Source organism: Tunturiibacter gelidiferens (assembly GCF_013410115.1).
GTDB classification, from domain to species: Bacteria; Acidobacteriota; Terriglobia; order Terriglobales; family Acidobacteriaceae; genus Edaphobacter; species Edaphobacter gelidiferens.
In genome coordinates, this window is the sequence record NZ_JACCCV010000002.1 from 898,934 (window position 1) to 918,275 (window position 19,342).

The 19,342-nt window shown below is 58.1% G+C and carries 16 protein-coding genes and 1 tRNA gene; 9 read left to right on the forward strand and 8 right to left on the reverse strand.

Annotated features, from left to right (window positions below; all coding sequences use genetic code 11):
• Positions 1–82 precede the first annotated feature (82 nt).
• Both HDF12_RS15730 and HDF12_RS15735 read left to right on the forward strand, forming a co-directional pair.
• A complete protein-coding gene (locus tag HDF12_RS15730; RefSeq protein ID WP_179584885.1) occupies positions 83–1,042 on the forward strand; it encodes an MBL fold metallo-hydrolase in 960 nt (319 codons plus the stop codon).
• A gap of 332 nt (positions 1,043–1,374) precedes the next feature.
• Positions 1,375–1,908 (forward strand): YciE/YciF ferroxidase family protein, encoded by a 534-nt coding sequence (locus HDF12_RS15735; protein WP_179584887.1) that lies wholly within the window; start codon positions 1,375–1,377, stop codon positions 1,906–1,908.
• Between the two features lie 61 nt (positions 1,909–1,969).
• Here the strand turns inward: HDF12_RS15735 and HDF12_RS15740 are convergent, their stop codons facing one another.
• Complete coding sequence (locus tag HDF12_RS15740; protein WP_257025698.1) at positions 1,970–2,458, reverse strand: GNAT family N-acetyltransferase; 489 nt, start codon at positions 2,456–2,458, stop codon at positions 1,970–1,972.
• A 304-nt stretch (positions 2,459–2,762) separates the two neighbouring features.
• Entirely contained in the window at positions 2,763–3,383 is a 621-nt protein-coding gene (locus tag HDF12_RS15745) for a hypothetical protein (protein WP_179584889.1), read from the reverse strand.
• Positions 3,384–4,453: 1,070 nt separating this feature from the next.
• Here HDF12_RS15745 and HDF12_RS15750 point away from each other — a divergent pair.
• From HDF12_RS15750 to HDF12_RS15775, 6 genes are all read left to right on the forward strand, one after another.
• A complete protein-coding gene (locus tag HDF12_RS15750) occupies positions 4,454–4,909 on the forward strand; it encodes a cytochrome c maturation protein CcmE (RefSeq protein ID WP_179584891.1) in 456 nt (151 codons plus the stop codon).
• Positions 4,910–4,928: 19 nt separating this feature from the next.
• Positions 4,929–5,696: an ABC transporter ATP-binding protein gene (locus HDF12_RS15755; RefSeq protein WP_179584893.1), complete on the forward strand. Its 768-nt coding sequence runs from the start codon at positions 4,929–4,931 to the stop codon at positions 5,694–5,696.
• The gene (ybaK, locus tag HDF12_RS15760; RefSeq protein WP_179584895.1) at positions 5,693–6,214 is read left to right on the forward strand and encodes a Cys-tRNA(Pro) deacylase; all 522 of its coding nucleotides are present in this window, start codon (positions 5,693–5,695) and stop codon (positions 6,212–6,214) included. The genes HDF12_RS15755 and ybaK overlap by 4 nt, the downstream gene beginning before the upstream one ends.
• A complete protein-coding gene (locus HDF12_RS15765) occupies positions 6,211–6,900 on the forward strand; it encodes a heme exporter protein CcmB (RefSeq protein ID WP_179584897.1) in 690 nt (229 codons plus the stop codon). Before ybaK ends, HDF12_RS15765 begins: the two co-directional genes overlap by 4 nt.
• A 24-nt stretch (positions 6,901–6,924) precedes the next feature.
• Positions 6,925–7,662, forward strand: coding sequence for a cytochrome c biogenesis protein CcsA (ccsA, locus tag HDF12_RS15770; protein WP_179584899.1), 738 nt, complete (start codon positions 6,925–6,927; stop codon positions 7,660–7,662).
• A gap of 337 nt (positions 7,663–7,999) precedes the next feature.
• Entirely contained in the window at positions 8,000–9,220 is a 1,221-nt protein-coding gene (locus HDF12_RS15775) for a beta-propeller fold lactonase family protein (RefSeq protein ID WP_373563940.1), read from the forward strand.
• 471 nt (positions 9,221–9,691) lie between these two features.
• Here the strand turns inward: HDF12_RS15775 and HDF12_RS15780 are convergent, their stop codons facing one another.
• The 3 genes from HDF12_RS15780 to queG form a co-directional block, all read right to left on the reverse strand.
• Entirely contained in the window at positions 9,692–11,932 is a 2,241-nt protein-coding gene (locus HDF12_RS15780) for a PP2C family protein-serine/threonine phosphatase (RefSeq protein ID WP_179584901.1), read from the reverse strand.
• Positions 11,916–12,866, reverse strand: a complete 951-nt coding sequence (locus HDF12_RS15785; protein WP_179584903.1) for a YihY/virulence factor BrkB family protein — start codon at positions 12,864–12,866, stop codon at positions 11,916–11,918. The genes HDF12_RS15780 and HDF12_RS15785 overlap by 17 nt, the downstream gene beginning before the upstream one ends.
• Positions 12,867–12,969: 103 nt before the next feature.
• On the reverse strand, positions 12,970–14,136 hold the full coding sequence (queG, locus tag HDF12_RS15790; protein WP_179584906.1) for a tRNA epoxyqueuosine(34) reductase QueG: 1,167 nt from the start codon (positions 14,134–14,136) through the stop codon (positions 12,970–12,972).
• 357 nt (positions 14,137–14,493) lie between these two features.
• On the opposite strand from queG, the gene HDF12_RS15795 reads away from it, so the two are divergent.
• A tRNA-Ser gene (locus HDF12_RS15795) sits at positions 14,494–14,585 on the forward strand.
• A 33-nt stretch (positions 14,586–14,618) separates the two neighbouring features.
• On the opposite strand, the gene HDF12_RS15800 is transcribed toward HDF12_RS15795, so the two are convergent.
• From HDF12_RS15800 to HDF12_RS15810, 3 genes are all read right to left on the reverse strand, one after another.
• Entirely contained in the window at positions 14,619–16,031 is a 1,413-nt protein-coding gene (locus HDF12_RS15800) for an APC family permease (RefSeq protein WP_179584908.1), read from the reverse strand.
• Positions 16,028–17,650, reverse strand: coding sequence for a phytoene desaturase family protein (locus HDF12_RS15805; RefSeq protein WP_179584910.1), 1,623 nt, complete (start codon positions 17,648–17,650; stop codon positions 16,028–16,030). Before HDF12_RS15805 ends, HDF12_RS15800 begins: the two co-directional genes overlap by 4 nt.
• 173 nt (positions 17,651–17,823) lie before the next feature.
• The gene (locus HDF12_RS15810; protein WP_179584912.1) at positions 17,824–19,218 is read right to left on the reverse strand and encodes a glycerate kinase type-2 family protein; all 1,395 of its coding nucleotides are present in this window, start codon (positions 19,216–19,218) and stop codon (positions 17,824–17,826) included.
• Positions 19,219–19,342: the final 124 nt, after the last annotated feature.

Here is a 19,342-nt window from a genome sequence, read left to right on the forward strand (position 1 = left end):
CCGTAATGATAGTGCCTTTTTTGCACCTCGTTGCTCTGCTCAAGTAGACTGCGCAGCAAGTTCGGCTGGGAGGCGCATTTCCATGATGAAATCCTGGCTCGTTTGCTTTGTATTCACGGTAACTGTGCTCACAACTCTGGCGACTCAGAATCAACCGACCGCGGAAAAGAACAGCCAAGTCGTCCTGAAATATCTGGGAACGGCAGGATGGGAGATCAGCGATGGAACCATGACGATTCTGATCGATCCATATCTGTCGAGAATCAACGGACCTCCACCACCCGGAGGTCACCCCATGCCAGGAGATGTCCGCCGGGCGTTTCGGTGGGACGACGTCGCAACGCCGGACATAGCAACAATCGATTCGCACATTCAACGAGCAGACTTCGTCCTCGTCACTCACACTCATTACGACCACATTCTGGATGTTCCCCACATCGCCCTCAAAACTGGCGCCGCAGTAATCGGCACCGAGAGCACCGAAAATGTCATGCGGGCCTACGGCGTGCCTGAAGAAAAGCTGATCACTGTACGTGGCGGAGAAGACTACCAATTCGGCTCTTTTTCCCTCAAAGTCATTCCCAGTATTCATAGCCCTCTGGACCACAAGCGCTACTTTAGTTCCGCGACTGCCCCGGCTGGAATGAAAGCACCGTTGACCTTGGAACAGATTCACCCAGAGGGAGGCACTCTCGCCTACCTGATCCGTTTCCACGGTCATCAGATTCTCGCGTTTGGCGGGATGAACTACATCGAACGCGAAATAGCCGGACTGGAGCCGGACGTCGCGTTGATTGGAGCCGGTGTTTCTCGAAAGGAGATCTACGACTATAGCGGCCGCCTTATGCGCGACCTCCATTATCCAGCCATAGTTCTCCCGACTCATTGGGACAACTTTCTGGCGCCGTATAGCGCCTCGCAGCAGCCTGCTCTAGAGGCCCTACAATCCTTCGTACAGGAGATTGTGGCTGCTTCTCCGAAAACAAAGGTGATTGTGCCAAAGTATTTCGAAGCGATTCCTCTCGAAACTGTTGCAAAGTGAATCTCTGATGGGCTCGTTGTTGCAAGTGTACGAATAGTCGGGACACCCGACATGTGGCCGATCGACTCTGCCCCAATCACGGTCTAATAGAAACTGACCACTCCATAATTTGCGCCGCGCTCCACACCTCCCCACCCAGCAGGAATAAGCCGAATTCCACAGCCAACCCTCTCCAAAACCTCGCATCCAACCCAGCAGATCGCCAGAACGACCGTGAGCACCCCGGCTTGAACGTTCGCCGCTCTCACCCACACATCATCACGCAACACCACAAGACGCCTTCGCGCGCCAGCGAGACATCTCGCGATCTTTCCAAAAAAGGAGCATCACCCATGAAACTATTCTCAGAAAACATCGAAGACCTCCGCACCCTCTACATCGCCAACCTCAAAAAGGCGCTCGACATGGAGCAGAAGATCACCAAGGCCCTCCCCACCATGATCGAGAAGTCCACCGACCCGCAGCTGGCCAGCGCATTCCGCAACCACCTCACCGAAACCCAGGGCCACGTAGCCAAGGTCGAAAGCATCCTTCGCGACGCCACCAACGGCAACGCCGACACCTCCACATGCAAAGCCATCTCTGCCCTCGTCACCGAAGCCGAAGACAACATCAAGGACGCAGCCGACCCCAGCATCCGCGACATCACCCTCATCGCCTCCGCCCAGCAGGTCGAACATCACGAGATCGCCGTCTACGGCACCCTCCGCACCTGGGCCGAACTTCTCGGCGACGACGACGCAGCCGACCTCCTCGACAGCATCCTCGACGAAGAGAAGAACGCCGACGAGCTCCTCTCCACCATCTCCGACAGCGTCAACACCACCGCCGCCGAAACCAAAACCACAACCACCACCAGCGTCTAAGCGCTTTCTAAAACGAAGCGGAGGTCCCAAAAAGATCTCCGCTTCGTTCGTCTCAATCCCCTCAAATCAGATCGAGCTCCCAGGTCTGTCCTACAAGATCTTTGCCAAAGCTGTGGTGCGGCTCCTCTTTCACCAGTCTGAACCCAGCTCTCTCATAGATTCGATGCGCGCCGGTAAGAATGCTCTGCGTCCACAAAACCACTCTCTTATACCCCGCACCCCGCGCAAAACGAACGCACTCACTCACCAGTGCATCTCCCAGCCCCATGCCTCGCGCACTTGGCTCAACAAACAGCAATCGCAGCTTCGCCGTCTCGGCTTCCGTCGGATGCTTCACCAGAAACACATGTCCCACACTCTTGCCATCCACCTCAGCAATCCAGCAGCGCTCTCGCTCAGCGTCGAAGTTCATGAGGAACTCACTCACGATCCGCGCCACCAACGCCTCAAACGTCTCATCCCATCCGTACTGCTCCGCATATCCGAGACCTTCTCGATAGACAATCCACCCCATGTCTCCCACTCGATGCGGACGCAGGCTGTATGCCATCCGACCTCGATCACTCTTCCCTGTAACTCCTCCAGCGATTTCCATACATTAACTCTACTTTTCACTCCCAACATGCGAAAGGGCCGCCTCATCCACCTCCGGCAAAGAGGCCAGCCGCCTGCCCAGATCGCGCTTCAACCTGTCCAGAAACTTTACTGATCGTCATCTCGACCGGAGCCGTGCAGTCTTATCGCACGGCGCAGTGGATTGCGGCCACATCTCTCAGTTGCAGCGAACCGATGCATGCTGCGGTATCCGTCAAGACCCGCATTTCGTCTTTGCAGTTGCTTGTTTTCACTTGGGACTAAGGCTTCAGCGTGTCGTTCTGCGCAAAACCCTTCTCAAGCTCGCGCCGTATTTCGGGAGTGTCTTCGAGCACACCGCATCGTTCGAGTTTGATTGGTGAGTCTTTTGTTACGATATCGTGCCTTTCGTCATTCCCAACGGGAAACACGATGAACCGTTTTCCAGAAACCAGTTCTCCGTCTTTCTCAGGCGGGATGGATCCGTTGCCGTAGTGGTACGTCCTTACGATAGCGCCGGGCAGCCAGGGAGCAGGCTCTTTGAGAGAGGTGACGACTCGCACTTTTGCCATTCCGGGATCGTACTTCTGATCATCTGCAGTCGTCGGGAGGACTTCGACGGCTAAAGTATAGCGGACGTCACGCGCATGCGCCCATACGGGAATGTTGCTGCAAGGGGGAGGGATTGGCATCTTTGCATAGCTGGATTCGGGTCTTGGAGGTGGTATCGGCACAGTGGGGCTGGATTGGTATTCGTCGTAGAGGTGCCACTCTTTGGATGCAGGCAATAGATCTTCAATGTGTGCACACGCGATCAACTGAGTAAAGCAGGAGAAGTTGTATGACGTCAGACGCTCGATCTCGGCCGGTGGCGTATGGGTGGAATAGTAGGCAACCACCATTTGGCAGAGAATCTCGCAACCACTCGGCCTCCACACTTTGTAGTACGGGTGTATGGCGAGTTCATCCTCAGAGCCCAGATAACTGGAACTGAACGGGTCTTCTATTGTCCGATGAAGTCGCTGGCGACTCGCGGCACTGATAGAGAGACTCCAGGGCCAATCGTTTTCCCTTCGCATCCTCCTGGTGGGGACGTCGACGCCGATCCCGCTGCCTGTTCTCCAGATGCTCCCATCATGAACTGTGAAGGAAGCATAAAACACTACGTCGCGCCCGCCGAGCCATTGGTAGAGATTGAGTCGATCGTGCGCGGAAAACCATTCTACCCAAGCGCGACGGGGGGCATGGGGGTTTTGATATCTGATGGTGCCCATGCCGATTGCGTATTGGCAACTTGCAGCCGTGCAACTGCCGTCGTAGTGGCCCCACGCTCCCCAGCGATTCATAAGGCGTTGGGCATCGGCCCACGTGCTCTGATAGAGGCGAATCTGGTGCATATCTGCGGACAGCCGCTCGGCTCGCCAGCGCGATATTATCAGCTGAATCTGCACTGCCAGAAAAGCGAGCAGCACCAGAGACACAACCACCCAACCTGCAAAGCGGACCAAGCGCACAGCCCACATTCTAAAAGCCATACGAGGTTAGACACCGGGAAAAGTGAAAATGCCTCAGCGTTGGTTGACTCAAACCGGCACATCCGTCAAAATCTCGCAAAGTCCAACGAAGCATGCCACATCAAAATTCTTGTCAACCCCCAAAGTCGCTAAAACCCTTGTCCAGAGCGGCTTTTGTCGTGGCGTATTACCCCCCCGCCAATCGTCTAAAATAGAAGTAGCGAGCAGGAATCGAATATACTCCCGCACCATTCATTCAATAAGGAGCGCAACTGCAACAAAACAAGTATTTTGCACGCAAGTCCTTTGAATGGAATATTTACAGACACAAACCCCCTGTAACTTATTCATTCCAATAAACTTACGCCCAAGATACCCCCAAGGGGGGGGAGGGGGTATCCCCCAACCGGCTGACTACCCAAATCGAACCCGCGAACGTAGACTGAAAGACGAAGAACATGGCAAACGCACCCCGCAAGAGCCCGATCAAATTCATCGTCGCCACACTGATCATCGTGGCCACCATCGCCTATCTCTCGTTCACCGGCGGCCGCGACAATAAGAGCTACTACGTCACCATCGGCGAGCTCCAGGGCATGGGGAACAAAGCCTACGTCCGCCACCTCCGCGTAGCCGGCAACGTCGCCCCCGGAAGCATCCACCGCGTAGGCACCAGCGCCACCTTCGACCTCCTCGAACAGGGCCGCAAACTCTCGGTCGCCTACCAAGGCTCCGAGCCGCCGCCCGACACCTTCAAGGACGACGCCCAGGCTCTCGCCGTCGGCACCTACGGCCACGACGGCGTCTTCCACGCCACCCAGCTCCAGGCCAAATGCGCCTCCAAGTACGCCCCGGCGCCAGCCTCTGCAACCCCGGCCACAACCGCCGCCGCAACGCTTCCTGCAACTCGCTAACCCGCCGCGCACAAAAAATATGACGCAGACGGCCGAGACAACCCGCAGCAGTCCGACTCCATCCGCAGCCGCCAGCAACTGCATCTCGCTCGACTCCGTCTCGAAGATCTACGGCACCTTCGCCGCACTCCGCAACGTAACCACCAGCTTCTGCACCGGCTCCTGCACCGTCATCCTCGGCGAAAACGGAGCCGGAAAATCCACCCTCCTCCGCATCATCGCCGGCCTCATCACACCCACGCGCGGGCGTGTCACCGTCTTCTCCGACCATCCCCACCAGCAACGCCGCCGCATCGCCTACATGAGCCACTCACCCATGCTCTACGACGAGCTCACCGCCATCGAGAACCTGAACTACTTCTCCTCTCTTCATCGCGACGGAGGCTGCGCCTGCGTCGGCAACCCCGAGATGGCCCTCCGCGCCGTAGGCCTCGACCCCAAGCTCAACCGCCCCGTAGGCCAATACTCCCAGGGCATGCGCCAGCGCACCTCGCTCGCCCGCGTCCTCCAGACCGACCCCGAGATACTCCTCCTCGACGAGCCCTTCTCCAACCTCGATGCCGCCTCCGCCCGCCACATGGTCGAGCTCCTCGCCGACTTCCGAACCTGGCCCGTAGCACCAGTCAACGGCGTAGCCGGTGCCCGCACCATCCTCCTCACCACGCACCAGTCCGCCCTGGCCGAACCCATCGCCGACCGCATCCTCACCATGCGCAACGGCCAGATCGTAAGCTCGCAGCAGACGAACCACCACATCATGGACTCCCCAGCCGAGGCCGCTGGGTGAAGACGCCCGCCCCAGCCAAGACCAACGCCGCCCGCCTCCTCGACACCCTCGGCATCCCCTACGAACTCCGCCCCTACGAGGTCGATCCCGACGACCTCACCGCCATCTCCGTAGCCCGCAAGATAGGCCTCCCCCCCGAGCAGGTCTTCAAAACCCTCCTCGCCCACACCAACACAAGCGCCGGCGGCCCAGCAGGGATGGACCACGTCTTCGCGGTCATCCCAGGCGACGCCGAACTCGACCTCAAAAAACTAGCCCACGCCGCCGGAGCAAAAAAAGCCGAACTGGCCTCCCTCAAGGAGGTCGAGCCGCTCACCGGCTACATCCGTGGCGGAGTCACGGTCATGGGAGCCAAAAAGCCCTTCCCTGCCTTCGCCGAAGAGACCATCGAACTCTTCGACCAGATCTCCGTCTCCGCCGGCCAGCGAGGCCTCCAGCTCCTCCTCGCTCCCGCCGACTACCTCCGCGCCGCCAACGCAACCCTCGCCGACCTCACCAAAGGCCACGCGCCGGCATGAAGTATCTCCAGCACGTCCTCGACCACCTCCGCAAAGACCTACGCCTTGAGTGGCGCTCCCGCGACTCCATCAACGGGATGCTCTTCTTCTCCCTCCTGGTGGTCGTAGTCTTCGGCCTGGCCTTCGACCCCACCAGCTACCCCACCATGGCCCGCCAGATCTCCGGCGGCATCCTCTGGGTAGCCCTCCTCTTCGCCTCCATCACTGCCCTCAACCAGTCCTGGACCCGGGAGCAGCGCAACAACGTCCTCGAAGCCCAGCGCATGGCCCCCTCCCCAGCCTCCGCCCTCTTCCTAGGCAAAGCGCTCGCCAACATGCTCTTCGTTCTCCTGGTTGAGGCGGTCCTAGCCCCTATCTTCATCGTATTTTTCAACCTTCACGCCCTCGGCAACGTCTGGCTCCTCGCTCTCATCCTGCCGCTGGGAACCTGGGCGCTTGTAGTCAACGGCACCTTCTTCGCTGCCCTTGGACTTCGCGCCCGCAACCGTGAACTACTCCTCCCGCTCCTCCTCCTGCCAATCTCTCTCCCCGCCCTCCTGGCAATGGTCGAGGCCACCACTGGCGTCCTAACCGCAGACCTGGACCCAATCCAGATCAACACCTGGATCAAGCAACTCCTCGGCTACGACATCATCTTTACCACGGTCTGCATTTTGCTCTTTGAGACCGTACTCAACGCCGAATGACGGCATTCGGGATAAACTAGGTCTATGGAGCAGCGTACCCCCACTCTCCGCGGCGTCGCCTGGCTCTGGTTTGGAATCAGCGTCGCTGTGCTCGCCGTCGGCTTCCGACAGGCCATCTTCCTCGTCCCCACGGATGCGGCACAGGGCAACGTCGGTCGCATCTTCTACTATCACGTTCCCATTGCGATGTTGAGCCTGATCTTCCCGTACATCAACTTCGTAGCCTCGCTCTTCTACCTCTATTGGCGACGTCGAGAGCCACTCAAAGCCCTCACCGCAGATGCCCTCGCGCTTAGCACCGCGGAAGTAACTGTCGTCTACTCGAGCATCTGCCTGCTCACGGGCATGCTCTGGGGCCGCGCCACGTGGGGCATCTGGTGGACCTGGGATCCACGCCTTACCAGCATGCTGCTCCTATGGTTGCTCTATGTCAGCTACCTCATGCTGCGCCGCTTCTCCTCCACCGGCCAGACCCATACACTGGCCGCGGTCCTCTCGGTGTTTGCCGCAGTCGATGTTCCCATCGTCTACATGTCCATTCGATGGTGGCGCACCCAGCATCCTGCGCCGGTCTTCGGCGGTGGACCTGACTCGGGCGTCGATCCTTCCATGCTCCCTGCTTTTTATTGGAACCTCGCTGGCTGGACCGTTTGGGGCGTCTGTATCGTTCTCTTCCGTTTCGCCCTCGAGCGACGCCGTCAGTTTGCCGAGCAGGAAGCCGCCCTGCAGGCCATCGAAGCTTCTTTGGAGATCCCGCAATGACTTGGCGTTCTTTCTTCGATATCAGCAGCATGCCTCACCGGCACCTACTCTTCGCTTATGTGACTGTATGGGTTATTCAGGGAGGATATTTCGCATGGACTGCCTGGAACTGGGCCCATGTGCGGGGTGCACGCCGCTAAAAATCAACGAAGCCGCAGGGGGACCGCAGCTTCGTTGTCCGAGTAGGAATTGCATGTGATGCTGTAAATCGACCTTCTATGATCAGCATCGACAATATAAACACCATGTGGCATCGAGAAGTTTCTCGGAAACAGCTAAAACTTCGCTATCGCACTTCCTCTTGCAGCCCTTGGAACACCTCGATAGACTCCGAACAGTGCCCACGCCCCACCTGTCTGCCTTTCGTTTCAATATCGTCGCAGCACTTGCATTCCTCCTCAGCCTCTCTGGCTGCCGCAGGAGCAGCTTCCCCGACGTTCCAGCTGGCTATCGAGAGTATGCTTACATCAGCAACGGTGGATCGAATACAGTCACCGTGCTTGATCTCGTCTACCTTCGTCAGGATCGCACGCTACAGGTAGGCGCCAATCCAACCAACCTGGCTGTCAACCCGGCTCGAAATGAGATCTACGTCGCCAACGCTCAATCTGGCACTATCTCCGTGATCGACGCCGAGACAAATCGCGTTGTTGCGACGATTTCAGTCCACCGCCAACCGTACTTCATCACGGTCGACCCTACTGGACACCGGGCCTACGTCGCCAACTACGGCTCGAACAGCGTGAGTATCCTTGACCTCGATCGTCGCCGCGAAGTGTCCGTCGCAGGTGCCGGCGAGCAACCCATCCAGACGCACATATCGTCCGATGGCCGCACACTGGTGATCACAAACCATGGCAGCGGCAGCGTGTCTCTCCTCGATGTAACTCCCTATGACTCAGCTAAGCCGTCGTCTGGAACGGCCATACACCTCCGTTCGACATTTTCCGGCTGTCCAGGAGCCGCAGACACTGTCATTCTGCCCGACTCCTCGAAGGCGTTCGTGGCCTGTTCCGCGGGACATCAGGTGATGGCAGTGAGTCTTACGGCGGCGGCTGGATCGTGGGCAGCTAAACAAAATCCTTCGCTTACATCCGACCATATGCTGGCCTTGCTTGATGTTGGGAAGACGCCGGTTCATCTTGCGATGAAACCGGATGGCGGCGAGATCTTTGTTTCAAACTTTGATTCCGACAGCTTCTCGGAGATCGCTACATGGACCAATGAGGTTGGAGGAACTTACGCCATTGGAAACAGGCCAGTTCGTGGGATCGTGAGCCGCGACAACAGTATGCTTTGGGTCGCGAATACAGGTGCAGATTCCATTGGGCTTTACAGTATCGATGATGGGAAGCTGGCTGGCAGTGTCCGTACGGGTTCCGGGCCAGATGCGCTTGCATTTTCGGAGGATGAGCATCTTTTGCTGGCTGCAGATACCCATTCTGGCGACGTTGCGCTGATTCGGACCGCTGGGAAACAAGGACCTGCACTTTTTACCATTCTTCCGGCTGGAATCTCTCCCAACTCGATTGCGATTAAAGCGATTCGAGAGAAATAGTTTTTCAAGAAAAAAGTTTGGCGTGGTGGGCGACTAGATCTCTGTTCTTTTGCTGGGTTTTTGAGTGGTGTTTTGGAAAAAGCGCATGTTTGATCGTGGTTTTTTGATGGTGCGATCGTGGTGAAATGCGTGGTAAAGATGGTGTGCTGACAGCGTACTTTTCGCCGCCGAAAAATACGCCATGTTTTCCAACTATTTTTTTGAGGTGCTTCTAAAAAATTCCAGAAGACGCTGTCCTGCCAGACGGGCCTCCTGCGCGGAGGGCGGGCGTTCGCACGCCTTTTTAAAGCTTCGCCCGGTCCTCCCGTTGGTCGGGCTTATGCTCATGCCGACCAACGGGAGGGCCGTTGCAGATCGCTTCGCCAAGACCGGGATACCCGTCACGAAGTGACCGCCCCACGCGTAGTGGGCCCGTCCGGCAGGACAGGTTCTAAGAGTTTCACTAAGTGGGCTGGCGATTGGGCCCGAATTTTAGGTCTTGCGGGCCAGTACGAGGGTAATGTCGTCGGGTTGCTCTTCAGCGCCGATCCAGGCGTCGAGCGCCAGCATGACCTGGCCCGAGATGACGTGCAGGGGCTGATCCCGGTAGCGTGCAACGACCTCCATCATCCGCTCTTCGCCAAACTCGCCGAAGTCGTTCTCGGGTTCGGTGACACCGTCGGAGTACGCGACCATGATGTCTCCCGGCTGCATGCGGAAACGGTCTTCTTCGTAGTGCATGCCGTCCATGAGGCCAACTACGGTGCCGCCTTTGTCGAGTCTTCGGATGTGGCCGTCACGGCCGAGGACGAGAGGCGGAAGTTGTCCTGCGTTGGAGTAGGTCATCATGGCTGTGGCTACGTCGTAGTGGGCGAGAAACAGGGTCGCGTACTTTTCCGGCTGCGTGCTGCGGTAGAGGTGTCGATTGAGGAGGGAGAGGATGCGTCCCGGCGATTGGAATAGCTCGTCGCAGTCTCCCCCGCGGCCTTCCCTGCTGGCCATCAGACCGGCCACGCTGGATTCGCTGTAGACGAGCTCTTCGCTGGCGAAGCGGTAGGCCCGCACTGCGGAGTGGAGGGTTGCCATGAGCAGCGCCGCCGAGATTCCCTTCCCGCTGATGTCGCCGATAGCGATGCCTACGCCGGTCTCGCGGCGGCTCATCATGCCCGAATGTGCTTCTTCGTGGAAGACGAGAAAGTCGTAGTAGTCACCGCTGACTGAGCGTGCAGGCCGGCAGACTCCGTGCAGATCGAGGGTTTCAAGTCCCTGAGAGTGCAGCGGAAAGAGGTTGGCCTGAACTTCCTGGGCGATGGAGATCTCGTTCTGCAGACGCTCCTTCTCCTTCTGTTCTTCAAGCAGCCGCTTCAAGGACCCTGACATGGTGTTGAAGGATCGACTCAATTCGGCTAGCTGGTCGTCGCTCTTAACGCCGATACGGTAGTCGAGATCCCCGTCCTCGATATGCTCCGTTGCGCTGTAGAGATCGGCTACGGAGGATGTGATGGAGCGACTGAGTCCGATGGCCATCCACAGCGCCAGGAGTTCAATGAGCGCGAAGACCACGCAGAGCAGGATGATGGCGATGCGCAGAACGCTGGTGACAATACCACCGAGCGAGGAGCCGAACAACTGGTTGTACAGCAGAGAGGGCCGCGAGGAGACGGCGATGAGAATGTTGTCTCGCTCTCCGGAATCCCACTCGATGATGGGCTCGGTCGAGGTGAAGCTTACGCGGGCGTCAGCGAAGTTGACGGCAGGCGGCTCGGCTCCCCCGACGACCCAGGTCGATCCACCGTTGATACCATCTGCTCCGACTGCGAATCTAACCTTTTGATTCGATTTTTTAGTGGTTGCAGGAGTGGCGCCGTTGTTCTCCTGACTGATCTCGTTGGTTGCTCTTCCAGCGCGCTGGGGGAGCAGGCTGGCCTGTCCCAGGCCCTCTGAGGCCAACTTCAGGAAGGCGCTGTCAACCGGCAAGCTCGACATCAGAGTGAAGATACGTCCGTCGTTCCACTTTTTCTGATGAACGGCGACAAGGTAAAGGTCATGTCCGTCGAGAACCAATCCTGAGAATTCACCACCCGGCAGTTCCGTCGCCCAGGGAGGAAGACCGAACGGCGCTTTCCCGCGATATTTTGGGCCGAGGTCGAGCTGAGCGCCGTTCATAAAGACGCGTAGCTCGCGATGGGCCCTGATGCGGGGTATTTCGAGGCGAGCTACTTCCCCGGCCTGTTCGATGTCCTGGATCTCACTGCCAATTTGCTGCGCCGAATCCTTCGGGCGTCCGGCGACGAGCGCTGTGGTGAGGTCGGCGCGGTGGCCGCTCTCGTTTCTCATCTGAACCAGCTCAGCCTGCAGCCGGGAGTCGGTGAGGTGAATGGCGAACTGCCCTGCGGCGACGTAGGCCAGAACGGCAACCAGGGTGAGGAACAGGACCACCGGTGCAAGACCGATGAGGAGATAGGTAAGCACGAGCTTGTTGCGGAGGCTCCAGAGCAGATGCTTTCGCACCATCTGCCAGGTGAGTGGGATCGCGACACAGACGAGAGCAATTCCAACAAAAAACTGCAGGACTCCTAAAAAGGTCCCGAATCCGCCTGAGATCCAACGACGAACGAACAACACACAGAACCATAACCCAAGCCACGCCGCGGCTCCGGCAAGTCCTGTCGGTAGCCGTTCCCTCAGCAGCGTGAGGAAGCGCGGCCCGGTAGGGCTATTCGGATCTTGCATCGTTTGCCGCCTCCAGTTCCGCTCGCCGTGCCAGCTTCAGGCTGTGCCGTGTTGCCGAAAAGTGTGCTCCTGCCAGCAAGAGCAAGCCGGAGAGAAACGCCCACATCATCAACCCTACCGAAATATAGAACGGTCCGTAGACGGACTGGAAGTCCAGCCAGGGAAGAGCCCTGATATAGAGGTACTTCGCCATCTGCCACAGCAGGCCGATGACGATGGCTGTTGGCAGCACCGCTAGAGCCGGAATTTTTCTGTAGGGCAGCACCCAATAGATTAGAAAGAACATCAGGATGCTCGCAAGCCCGGCGCAGAGCTTGAGGAAGCCGTAAGAGACGAAGTGGAAGACAACGTTTTCTGTATGACCGAAGAAGACCCAGGCCAGGATGGTCTGCTGGCTCGCCGTGGACGCGACTGAGGCCATCGCCAGCACGCCGACGGCAAAGGCGAGTCCAAGTGATATGGCCTGATTGTGAAGATAGTTTCGATTCTGACGTACTCCCCAAACCCTGTTAAGCGCAACCTCCAAGGGGAGAAAGACACCGGTCGAGGTGATGAGCAGCATGACCAGCGAGAAGAGCTGCGTTTGTTTGTGGGGGTGGGCCAGAAGCTGCATGTTCCGCATGACGAAGTCCTGGCCGACAGGAAGCAGATTCTTCATCATGTCGCCGACGATAGCTTCCATCGAGCGCGAGTGGAAGACGCTGCGGGAGATGGTCAACAGCAGCACGATGAAGGGAAAGAGCGAAAGGATCACGTTGGCGGCGACGCTGAAGGCGTAGGTGTGGACCTCGGTGCGCGTCATATAGCGAACCAGCGCGACGATCTGCCCAGATAAGCTGTCGTCGCAAACGACGGGCGGAACGTCTTCGATCGGCCTGGGTGGCAGATCCTGGTCGGTCTTCGATTGGGGTTCGTTAGGAGAAATTGACGGCATAGGAGAGTTCGATGCAGAGTCAGGCGAACTGGGCCGCGCGACTCACTCCGATGCTAGCAGAGGGTGTCCGTTTGTGGTGGTCGCTGGTGTTGGCTTGGGATGGCTAGCCGTTTGGAGCGGCCGAGAGGCTGTAGATGCGTGCCAAAGCCCATTGAGACGACTCCGCGAGTACGGAATCTTCGACCGCGCTCCATTGCTCGAGCTGTGGAATGAACTGTGGGTCGCCACTGTTTCCCATGGCGATGGCGACGTTTCGCTGCAGTCGTTTGAGCCGGGTTCGCTCCAGGGGAGAGCCCTTGAACCAACGCTTGAACGTCGCGGGGTCCATTGCCGCGAGCCAGGACAACGACGGGTTGATCAGCTGCTTTCGTGTGAGCATGCCCTCGTTCTGGGAGACTGGAGAGCGGCGGTTCCACGGGCAGACATCCTGGCAGATATCGCAGCCGAAGACCTGGCGGCCCATCGGCTCGCGCAGCTCTTCGGCGATGACTCCCTTTTTCTCGATCGTGAGGTAGGCGATGCAGAGCGAGGCGTCCATCTGATGCGGCGCAACCAGCGCGCCGGTGGGGCAGGCGTCGATGCAACGGGTGCAGCTTCCGCAGCGGTCGGCAGCGATATCTGGTTCGAACTCGGACGACACGGGGATTGAGGTGACGATGACGCCGAGCAGAAGCCAGGAGCCGAGCTTTTGATCGAGGATGCAGGTGTTCTTGCCGACCCAGCCGATGCCGGCCTTTGCGGCCGCGGCTCGCTCCACCAGAGGGCCGGTGTCGACGTAGCAGCGAGTCTGGCAGGCAAACCGCTCGTGAAGTTGTGATTCGATCTTCTGCAGGCGGCCTAGCAGCTCGTCGTGATAGTCGGTGGGGGCGAGTTCGTCAGGACTTGTGGGGTCGGTGCGGCCACTCCAGGCATAGCGGGCGATCCATCCGGTGCCGGGTGAGGCCTCGTCGATGGAGAGTGGGGCGGCGGTGTTGTAGTTCAACGCGCAGACGATGACCGATTGCGCCCAGGGCATCACGATTTGCACGTCGCTTCGCAGCAGAACTCCGTGGTCGTCGCGGCGCTTGAGATACTCCATCTCGCCTGCTCTGCCGGCGTCGACCCAGGCTGCAAATCGCTGCGCGTCCAGAGGCTTTGCGTCTGCTTCGGAGGTTGCGGAGACGACTGGCGCTACTCCCGCGGTATCGAAGCCGGAGCGCGCGGCTAACTCACGCAGCCATTGCTTGAGATCGGATGTCCAGGCCGCGGCGGGTTGTGCTGTCTGGGTCATCAAAAGCTTGTCATCCCGCAAAGAACCATCTTATTAATCCACGTTCAGGATAAATGGCGAAGGGAACAACTCTTTCCGTGCTCGCATAAGATGGCACGTCGAGGAATACAGATGGCATTGCACCAGACACGCCTTTGCCGGTAGACTTGTCTTAGCTGGGCACGACGTCCGAAATCTTCGGGGAGATGCCAGGTCACAATCACTATCGATGGACGTGCGCTCTTCGGCTTTCGCGCCTGCTGGTATTCGGCTGCCATCGATAGGTTAGTTACAGTTCCTCAGACTGCAATTAACGCCACGCTGACACCGGCACTTTGGCCAAGCTAAAGACGGTATTCAGGTGATTGATAAAAATGCGGAGAGGTGGCAGAGCCCGGTTGAATGCACCTGACTCGAAATCAGACATAGGCGTAAGTCTATCGGGGGTTCGAATCCCTCCCTCTCCGCCATCAACCTGGTCAAAACCACGGCTCGGTCGCTGTTTATTCGGTTTCCCGTCGCCATTTCGCAGTTAGAAAGACGGCTGCTCCGGCACCGACAAGAAGGAATGTTGAGCCAAGTATCTTGGCGATCGCTAACCCCTTATCCGGCTCGTCGTCGGGCGGAACGAGCGCCAGGACAATCGTCAACATAGTAGTAATCAGGCCGACGGAGGCGAGTAGAACTGCGACGGACCGTCCCCCCGGAAACCGAATTCCTCCCTGCGGGAAAGGTTCGCGCTGCAAGCGGATCATCGCCAGGAATAGAAAGACAAATGGGATGAAGTAGGTGACGATCGACATGCTGACGAGCAGGTCGTAGGCGCCTTGCACTGTGCTGCCGGCCTGACTCAGCAAGGCACAGAGCATTCCTGCAAAGCCGTAAAAGATGATCGCAATCCATGGCGTGCCCCACCTTCTATGGACGCGTCCGAAGGCCTTCGGCAGGTATCGATCGATGCCGGCCACAAAGGGTAAGCGGGAGGTCGATGAAAGGAAGGACGCAGCTCCTCCGATGCTGTTGAGTGCAACGAGGAGCACGATCACTACAACGATCCACGAAAGACCAAGGCGGCTACACATCACCTGGATGGCACTTGCGAAACCGCCGACACCACTAATTTCAGCGCTCGGCAGAGCGACGAGCATTGCGATTGTTCCTGCGATATAACTGCCGGCGAGAATTACTCCTGAAACGATGAGTGCGCGGGGAATAGTGCGCCGAGCGTTCTTGATCTCCTCGCTCATGAAGGAGCCAGTCTCGCAACCACCGAAAGCGAAGAAGATCGTCGACCAGAAGATGGCGTTTTTGAGATCGGCGTGAGGAGTCATACTCACAGCCGTGAACTTCGTGGCGGACCCAAAGCGCAAGACGCTGACACCGGCTAGCACTAGCAGGATGATGATCGGAATCCAACTGCCGAATGCGCCGACGCTGTTCAGCCATTTTCCGAATTTCAGCCCGCGAACGTTGAGCACCGTAATCACAGCGAGACATCCCAGAGCAAACAAAAGGTAATAGCTGCCGGTGGCGGCAAGCTTCTGTCCGTGGGGAAAGGCGAAGAGCAAGCTACCGGCTCCGAAGTAGAGCACCGCGGGGAAGTATGGAAGATTACTCATCCAGTACGTCCACGCTGCGAGAAAGCCCGAGAAGTCGCCGAACGCGCGTTGCGTCCAGACGTAAAGTCCACCTTCCTCCGGATAGCGCGCCGAAAGTTCGAGCACGCTCGCAGCGAGAGGCACGAAGAAGAACAGACACGCGAAGATCCAGACAAGGATTGTGCTTGGCCCGGCGGCAGCGGCTGTTGCTATCCAGCGCAGACTCAGTCCGCCCGCGATGTAGAAGAGAGTCAGATCGAAGAGACCCAACTCGCGCTTCAGTAGTTGTTTCTCTCCCAGATGGCCGGGTTCAGTCATCGGGCTTCATCCAGATCGCGAAGCACCGCCATCGCAGCATTCCGCCCGTTGATCCCGATGACGCTACCGCCAGGGTGTGTGCACGCGCCGCAGAGGTAGACGCCCTTCATCGGAGTTCTCGCCGTAAGGCGCTTGCTCCACATGTAAGCAGGAAGACACTCGCCCTGAAATATATGTCCGCCGGTGAGGCCGACCTTCTGCTCGATGTCCGGCGGCCCCAGTACCTGCGCGTCGACGACAGCGTCCTTCAGATTGCTGCAAAAGCGGCCGATCGACCGCAATGCCAAGGCTTTGGCGTCGTTGCGACGCTCCTCCCAACTTCCAGATGCGAACTTGTACGGAACGTATTGCGCGAAGACGCTCATGGTGTGGAGACCCGCTGGAGCTACGGTTGCATCGTGGACGCTCTGAAAGTAAAGCTCGCACCAGAGTTGTTCCGGAAGGGATCCTGAACGGGCTGCGGCATAACTGGCCTTCCACTCCTCTTTCGTTAGAGGAGCATTGATCTGGCCGTAGTGCTGTGGCTGTTCGATTCCCGGTCGGGCCTTGAAGTTTGGCAGTTCGCGAAGCAATACGTTTAGCTTGACCGTGCATCCTTCGATCGGCACCGAGTGCACCTTTGCAGCCCAGGCTGGGTCCGCATCGACGTCCAGCATGCGCAACGTGCGGATCGGGTCCGCATTGGAGACGACAACCTGTGCAGTGATTCGCTCTCCACCTTCAAGGAGCACGCCCTCACCGGGGAGAATTCGTGCCACGTTCACGCCCGCGGCCACGATCGCTCCGGCTTCTCTGGCAGCATCACAGAAGTAGAAGGAGACCATCCCCATCCCGCCCTTCACATAACCCCACATGCCTGGCATATCGCCGAGCCTGCCTGAGGAGTGATGGAAGCGGATGGAGGCCGTACCAGCGTCAAAAGGACTTGCGTTGGTGCCGATCACGCCCTGCCCCAGATAGGCAGACTGCATTCGCTCATCGATAAGGTAGCGGTCAACGAACTCCGCCATGGACCAATCAAAAAGAAGACCGCGCGCTTCGGCGTCATCCTTTAGAAGCTCTTCGAGTCGCTCTTGCGTGGGTGCATCGCCGATCCATAGATCGCGTCGGCTCTCGTCTGGATCGTCGCCAGGAATGCCGGTTGCAGGCCGCAGCGCATCTCGCAATCTGCGGATTACGTCATTCATCGCGCGCCAGCCTTCGACGTCCCGTGACGAAAAGCGGCGAACCTCCGCTTCGCATCGAGCGTCATCGTCCCAAAGCTGGATGCTGCTGCCGTCCAGAAAGGGCACAAAGAGTCCGTTGACAGCGGGCGTCCAATCGAAGCCGCGGCCCGGCAAGCCGAGTTCCTTGATCACGAGCGGATGCAGCAGTCCGGCAAGATAGGCGCAGGGCGACATTCGAACGCCGGGAAACGGCTCTTCGACAGTACAGGCACCCCCAACTCGCTCCCGGCTTTCGAGCACGAGGACGCGTTGACCTGCCCGCGCCAGGTAAGTCGCGCACGCCAACCCGTTGTGGCCCGCGCCTACAACGATCGCATCCCAGGGGCGTGCCGCGATCTCTTTGATTGGCGCTGGAAGCCCGACTTTTCCCAACACTGCTGCCGTTGCAGACATACTGGCAGTATCTACGTCAGAGTTCTAATAACAAAGGGAAAACAACCGATACGTTGACCTTGTTTCGCCAATCGCTGTTGGCTGGGGGATCCGTCGATGCAAAACTACTTGTCGCGAAGATGACGCTCCTTAGGTTTGCTCAGCTCGAGCAAATGGCCTGCGTCCTTGTTATTTCAGAACTCGGCCGCCAACAAAATGCGCAGATCGCGTAAGTTGTTTCCAGTAGCGCCGGTTACGATGCTCAAGCCAGCTTCCTGCAAAAAAGTGCCGGAGTCGAAGCGTTGCAAAGACCCCTGAGCCTGAAACAGCAGTTTTTCGTCATCCAAAAGAGTCTCATCCACAACGGCGCCTGCGGCCGCACTATTCCCATCGACGCCATCTGTGCCCGCAGAGAGGACGACCGTGCGCGCGTCCAACGACCTCAACAAGGTCGCGGCATAGAGCGCAAAGTGCTGATTGCGTCCACCAACCCCCAACGTATCGTCCCGCTCCGAACCATCCAACTCGGACTCTCTTGCGGACAACTCAACCGTCACTTCACCAGAAGAGATCAGGCAGACGCGTCCATGATCCCGCCTCAGGTCCCGAAGACGTTCCAGCAGATATTCGGCGGCGACACTGTAGCTCCAGTCGTCGCAGGTATTGTCGACGACCACGTAGAACCCAAGATCTCTGGCGCGTTGTTCGACGATCTCTACCAGATCCTCGGACGATAGCAGAGTCACGGCTTTTGAACGGAGTTGAGCCGATTTGGGTGTTTCGTGAAGTTGGGTCGATGAAAAAAACTGCCGGACCGAAACCGGAAATCTGTTCATCAATCCATACCGCTCAAGAATCTCTTTGCATTGATCAACGGTAGAGCTATCCGGCAGCGTAGGGCCAGATCCCAGGGCGTCCAGATGCCCCAACGGCACATCCGAGACAAGCAGAGAGTAGCTCAGGATGCCCTCGGCCTCAAGGGCCAGGCGGCCTCCCTTCATCGCCGAGAAGTGCTTGCGAACACAATTTATCTCAGCAATAGAACCGCCGCTATGCACCAGTTCTCGGTGAAATTTCACCATATCTTCAAGCGTGATCCTGGAGTCAAGTGGCAATTCCATCATCGCGGAGGCGCCTCCGCTGATAAGAAACAGACAGAGCGAATCTCCCGTCGCGATAGCTTCCTTCCGTAGCGAACGCACAAGCGCCACGGCCGCTTCCGCTCCATCGATCGAGGCTTGATTGGGTGTTGGATGTCCTCCGGCAAAAAACTGAAAGCCTGGAGGAAGATCTGTTGGTCGGTCGCTGGCAATCACCACACCAGACAAATCGCATTGGCTCAGCCCTCGTAAAGAGGGCAGCAGTGCTTTGAGCATTGGAGAGGCAGCTTTACCCGCAGCCACCACGCCGATACGGCGTATACGGCTAAGGTCGACTACGTCGTCGCCAATAGCTAAGAACGTAGTATCGCCTGCCCCGGCTATGCGCTTCACCTTACGGTTAACAGCTTGCTCGATGCTGCAATCCGCAAGTGACTGCAAAAAGAGATTACAGGCAACCTCTCGTAAGCCCGACGCAGTCGTTATCATGCAGTGACACCCCAGCAATACCCGCTCTTAGACTTGGAAGCACAGCCACCGAGCGCGACTTCCGGCCAGGCAAATTACTCTAGCTATCGATCGCCACGCGCCTCGATTAAAAATACAGCTTCCT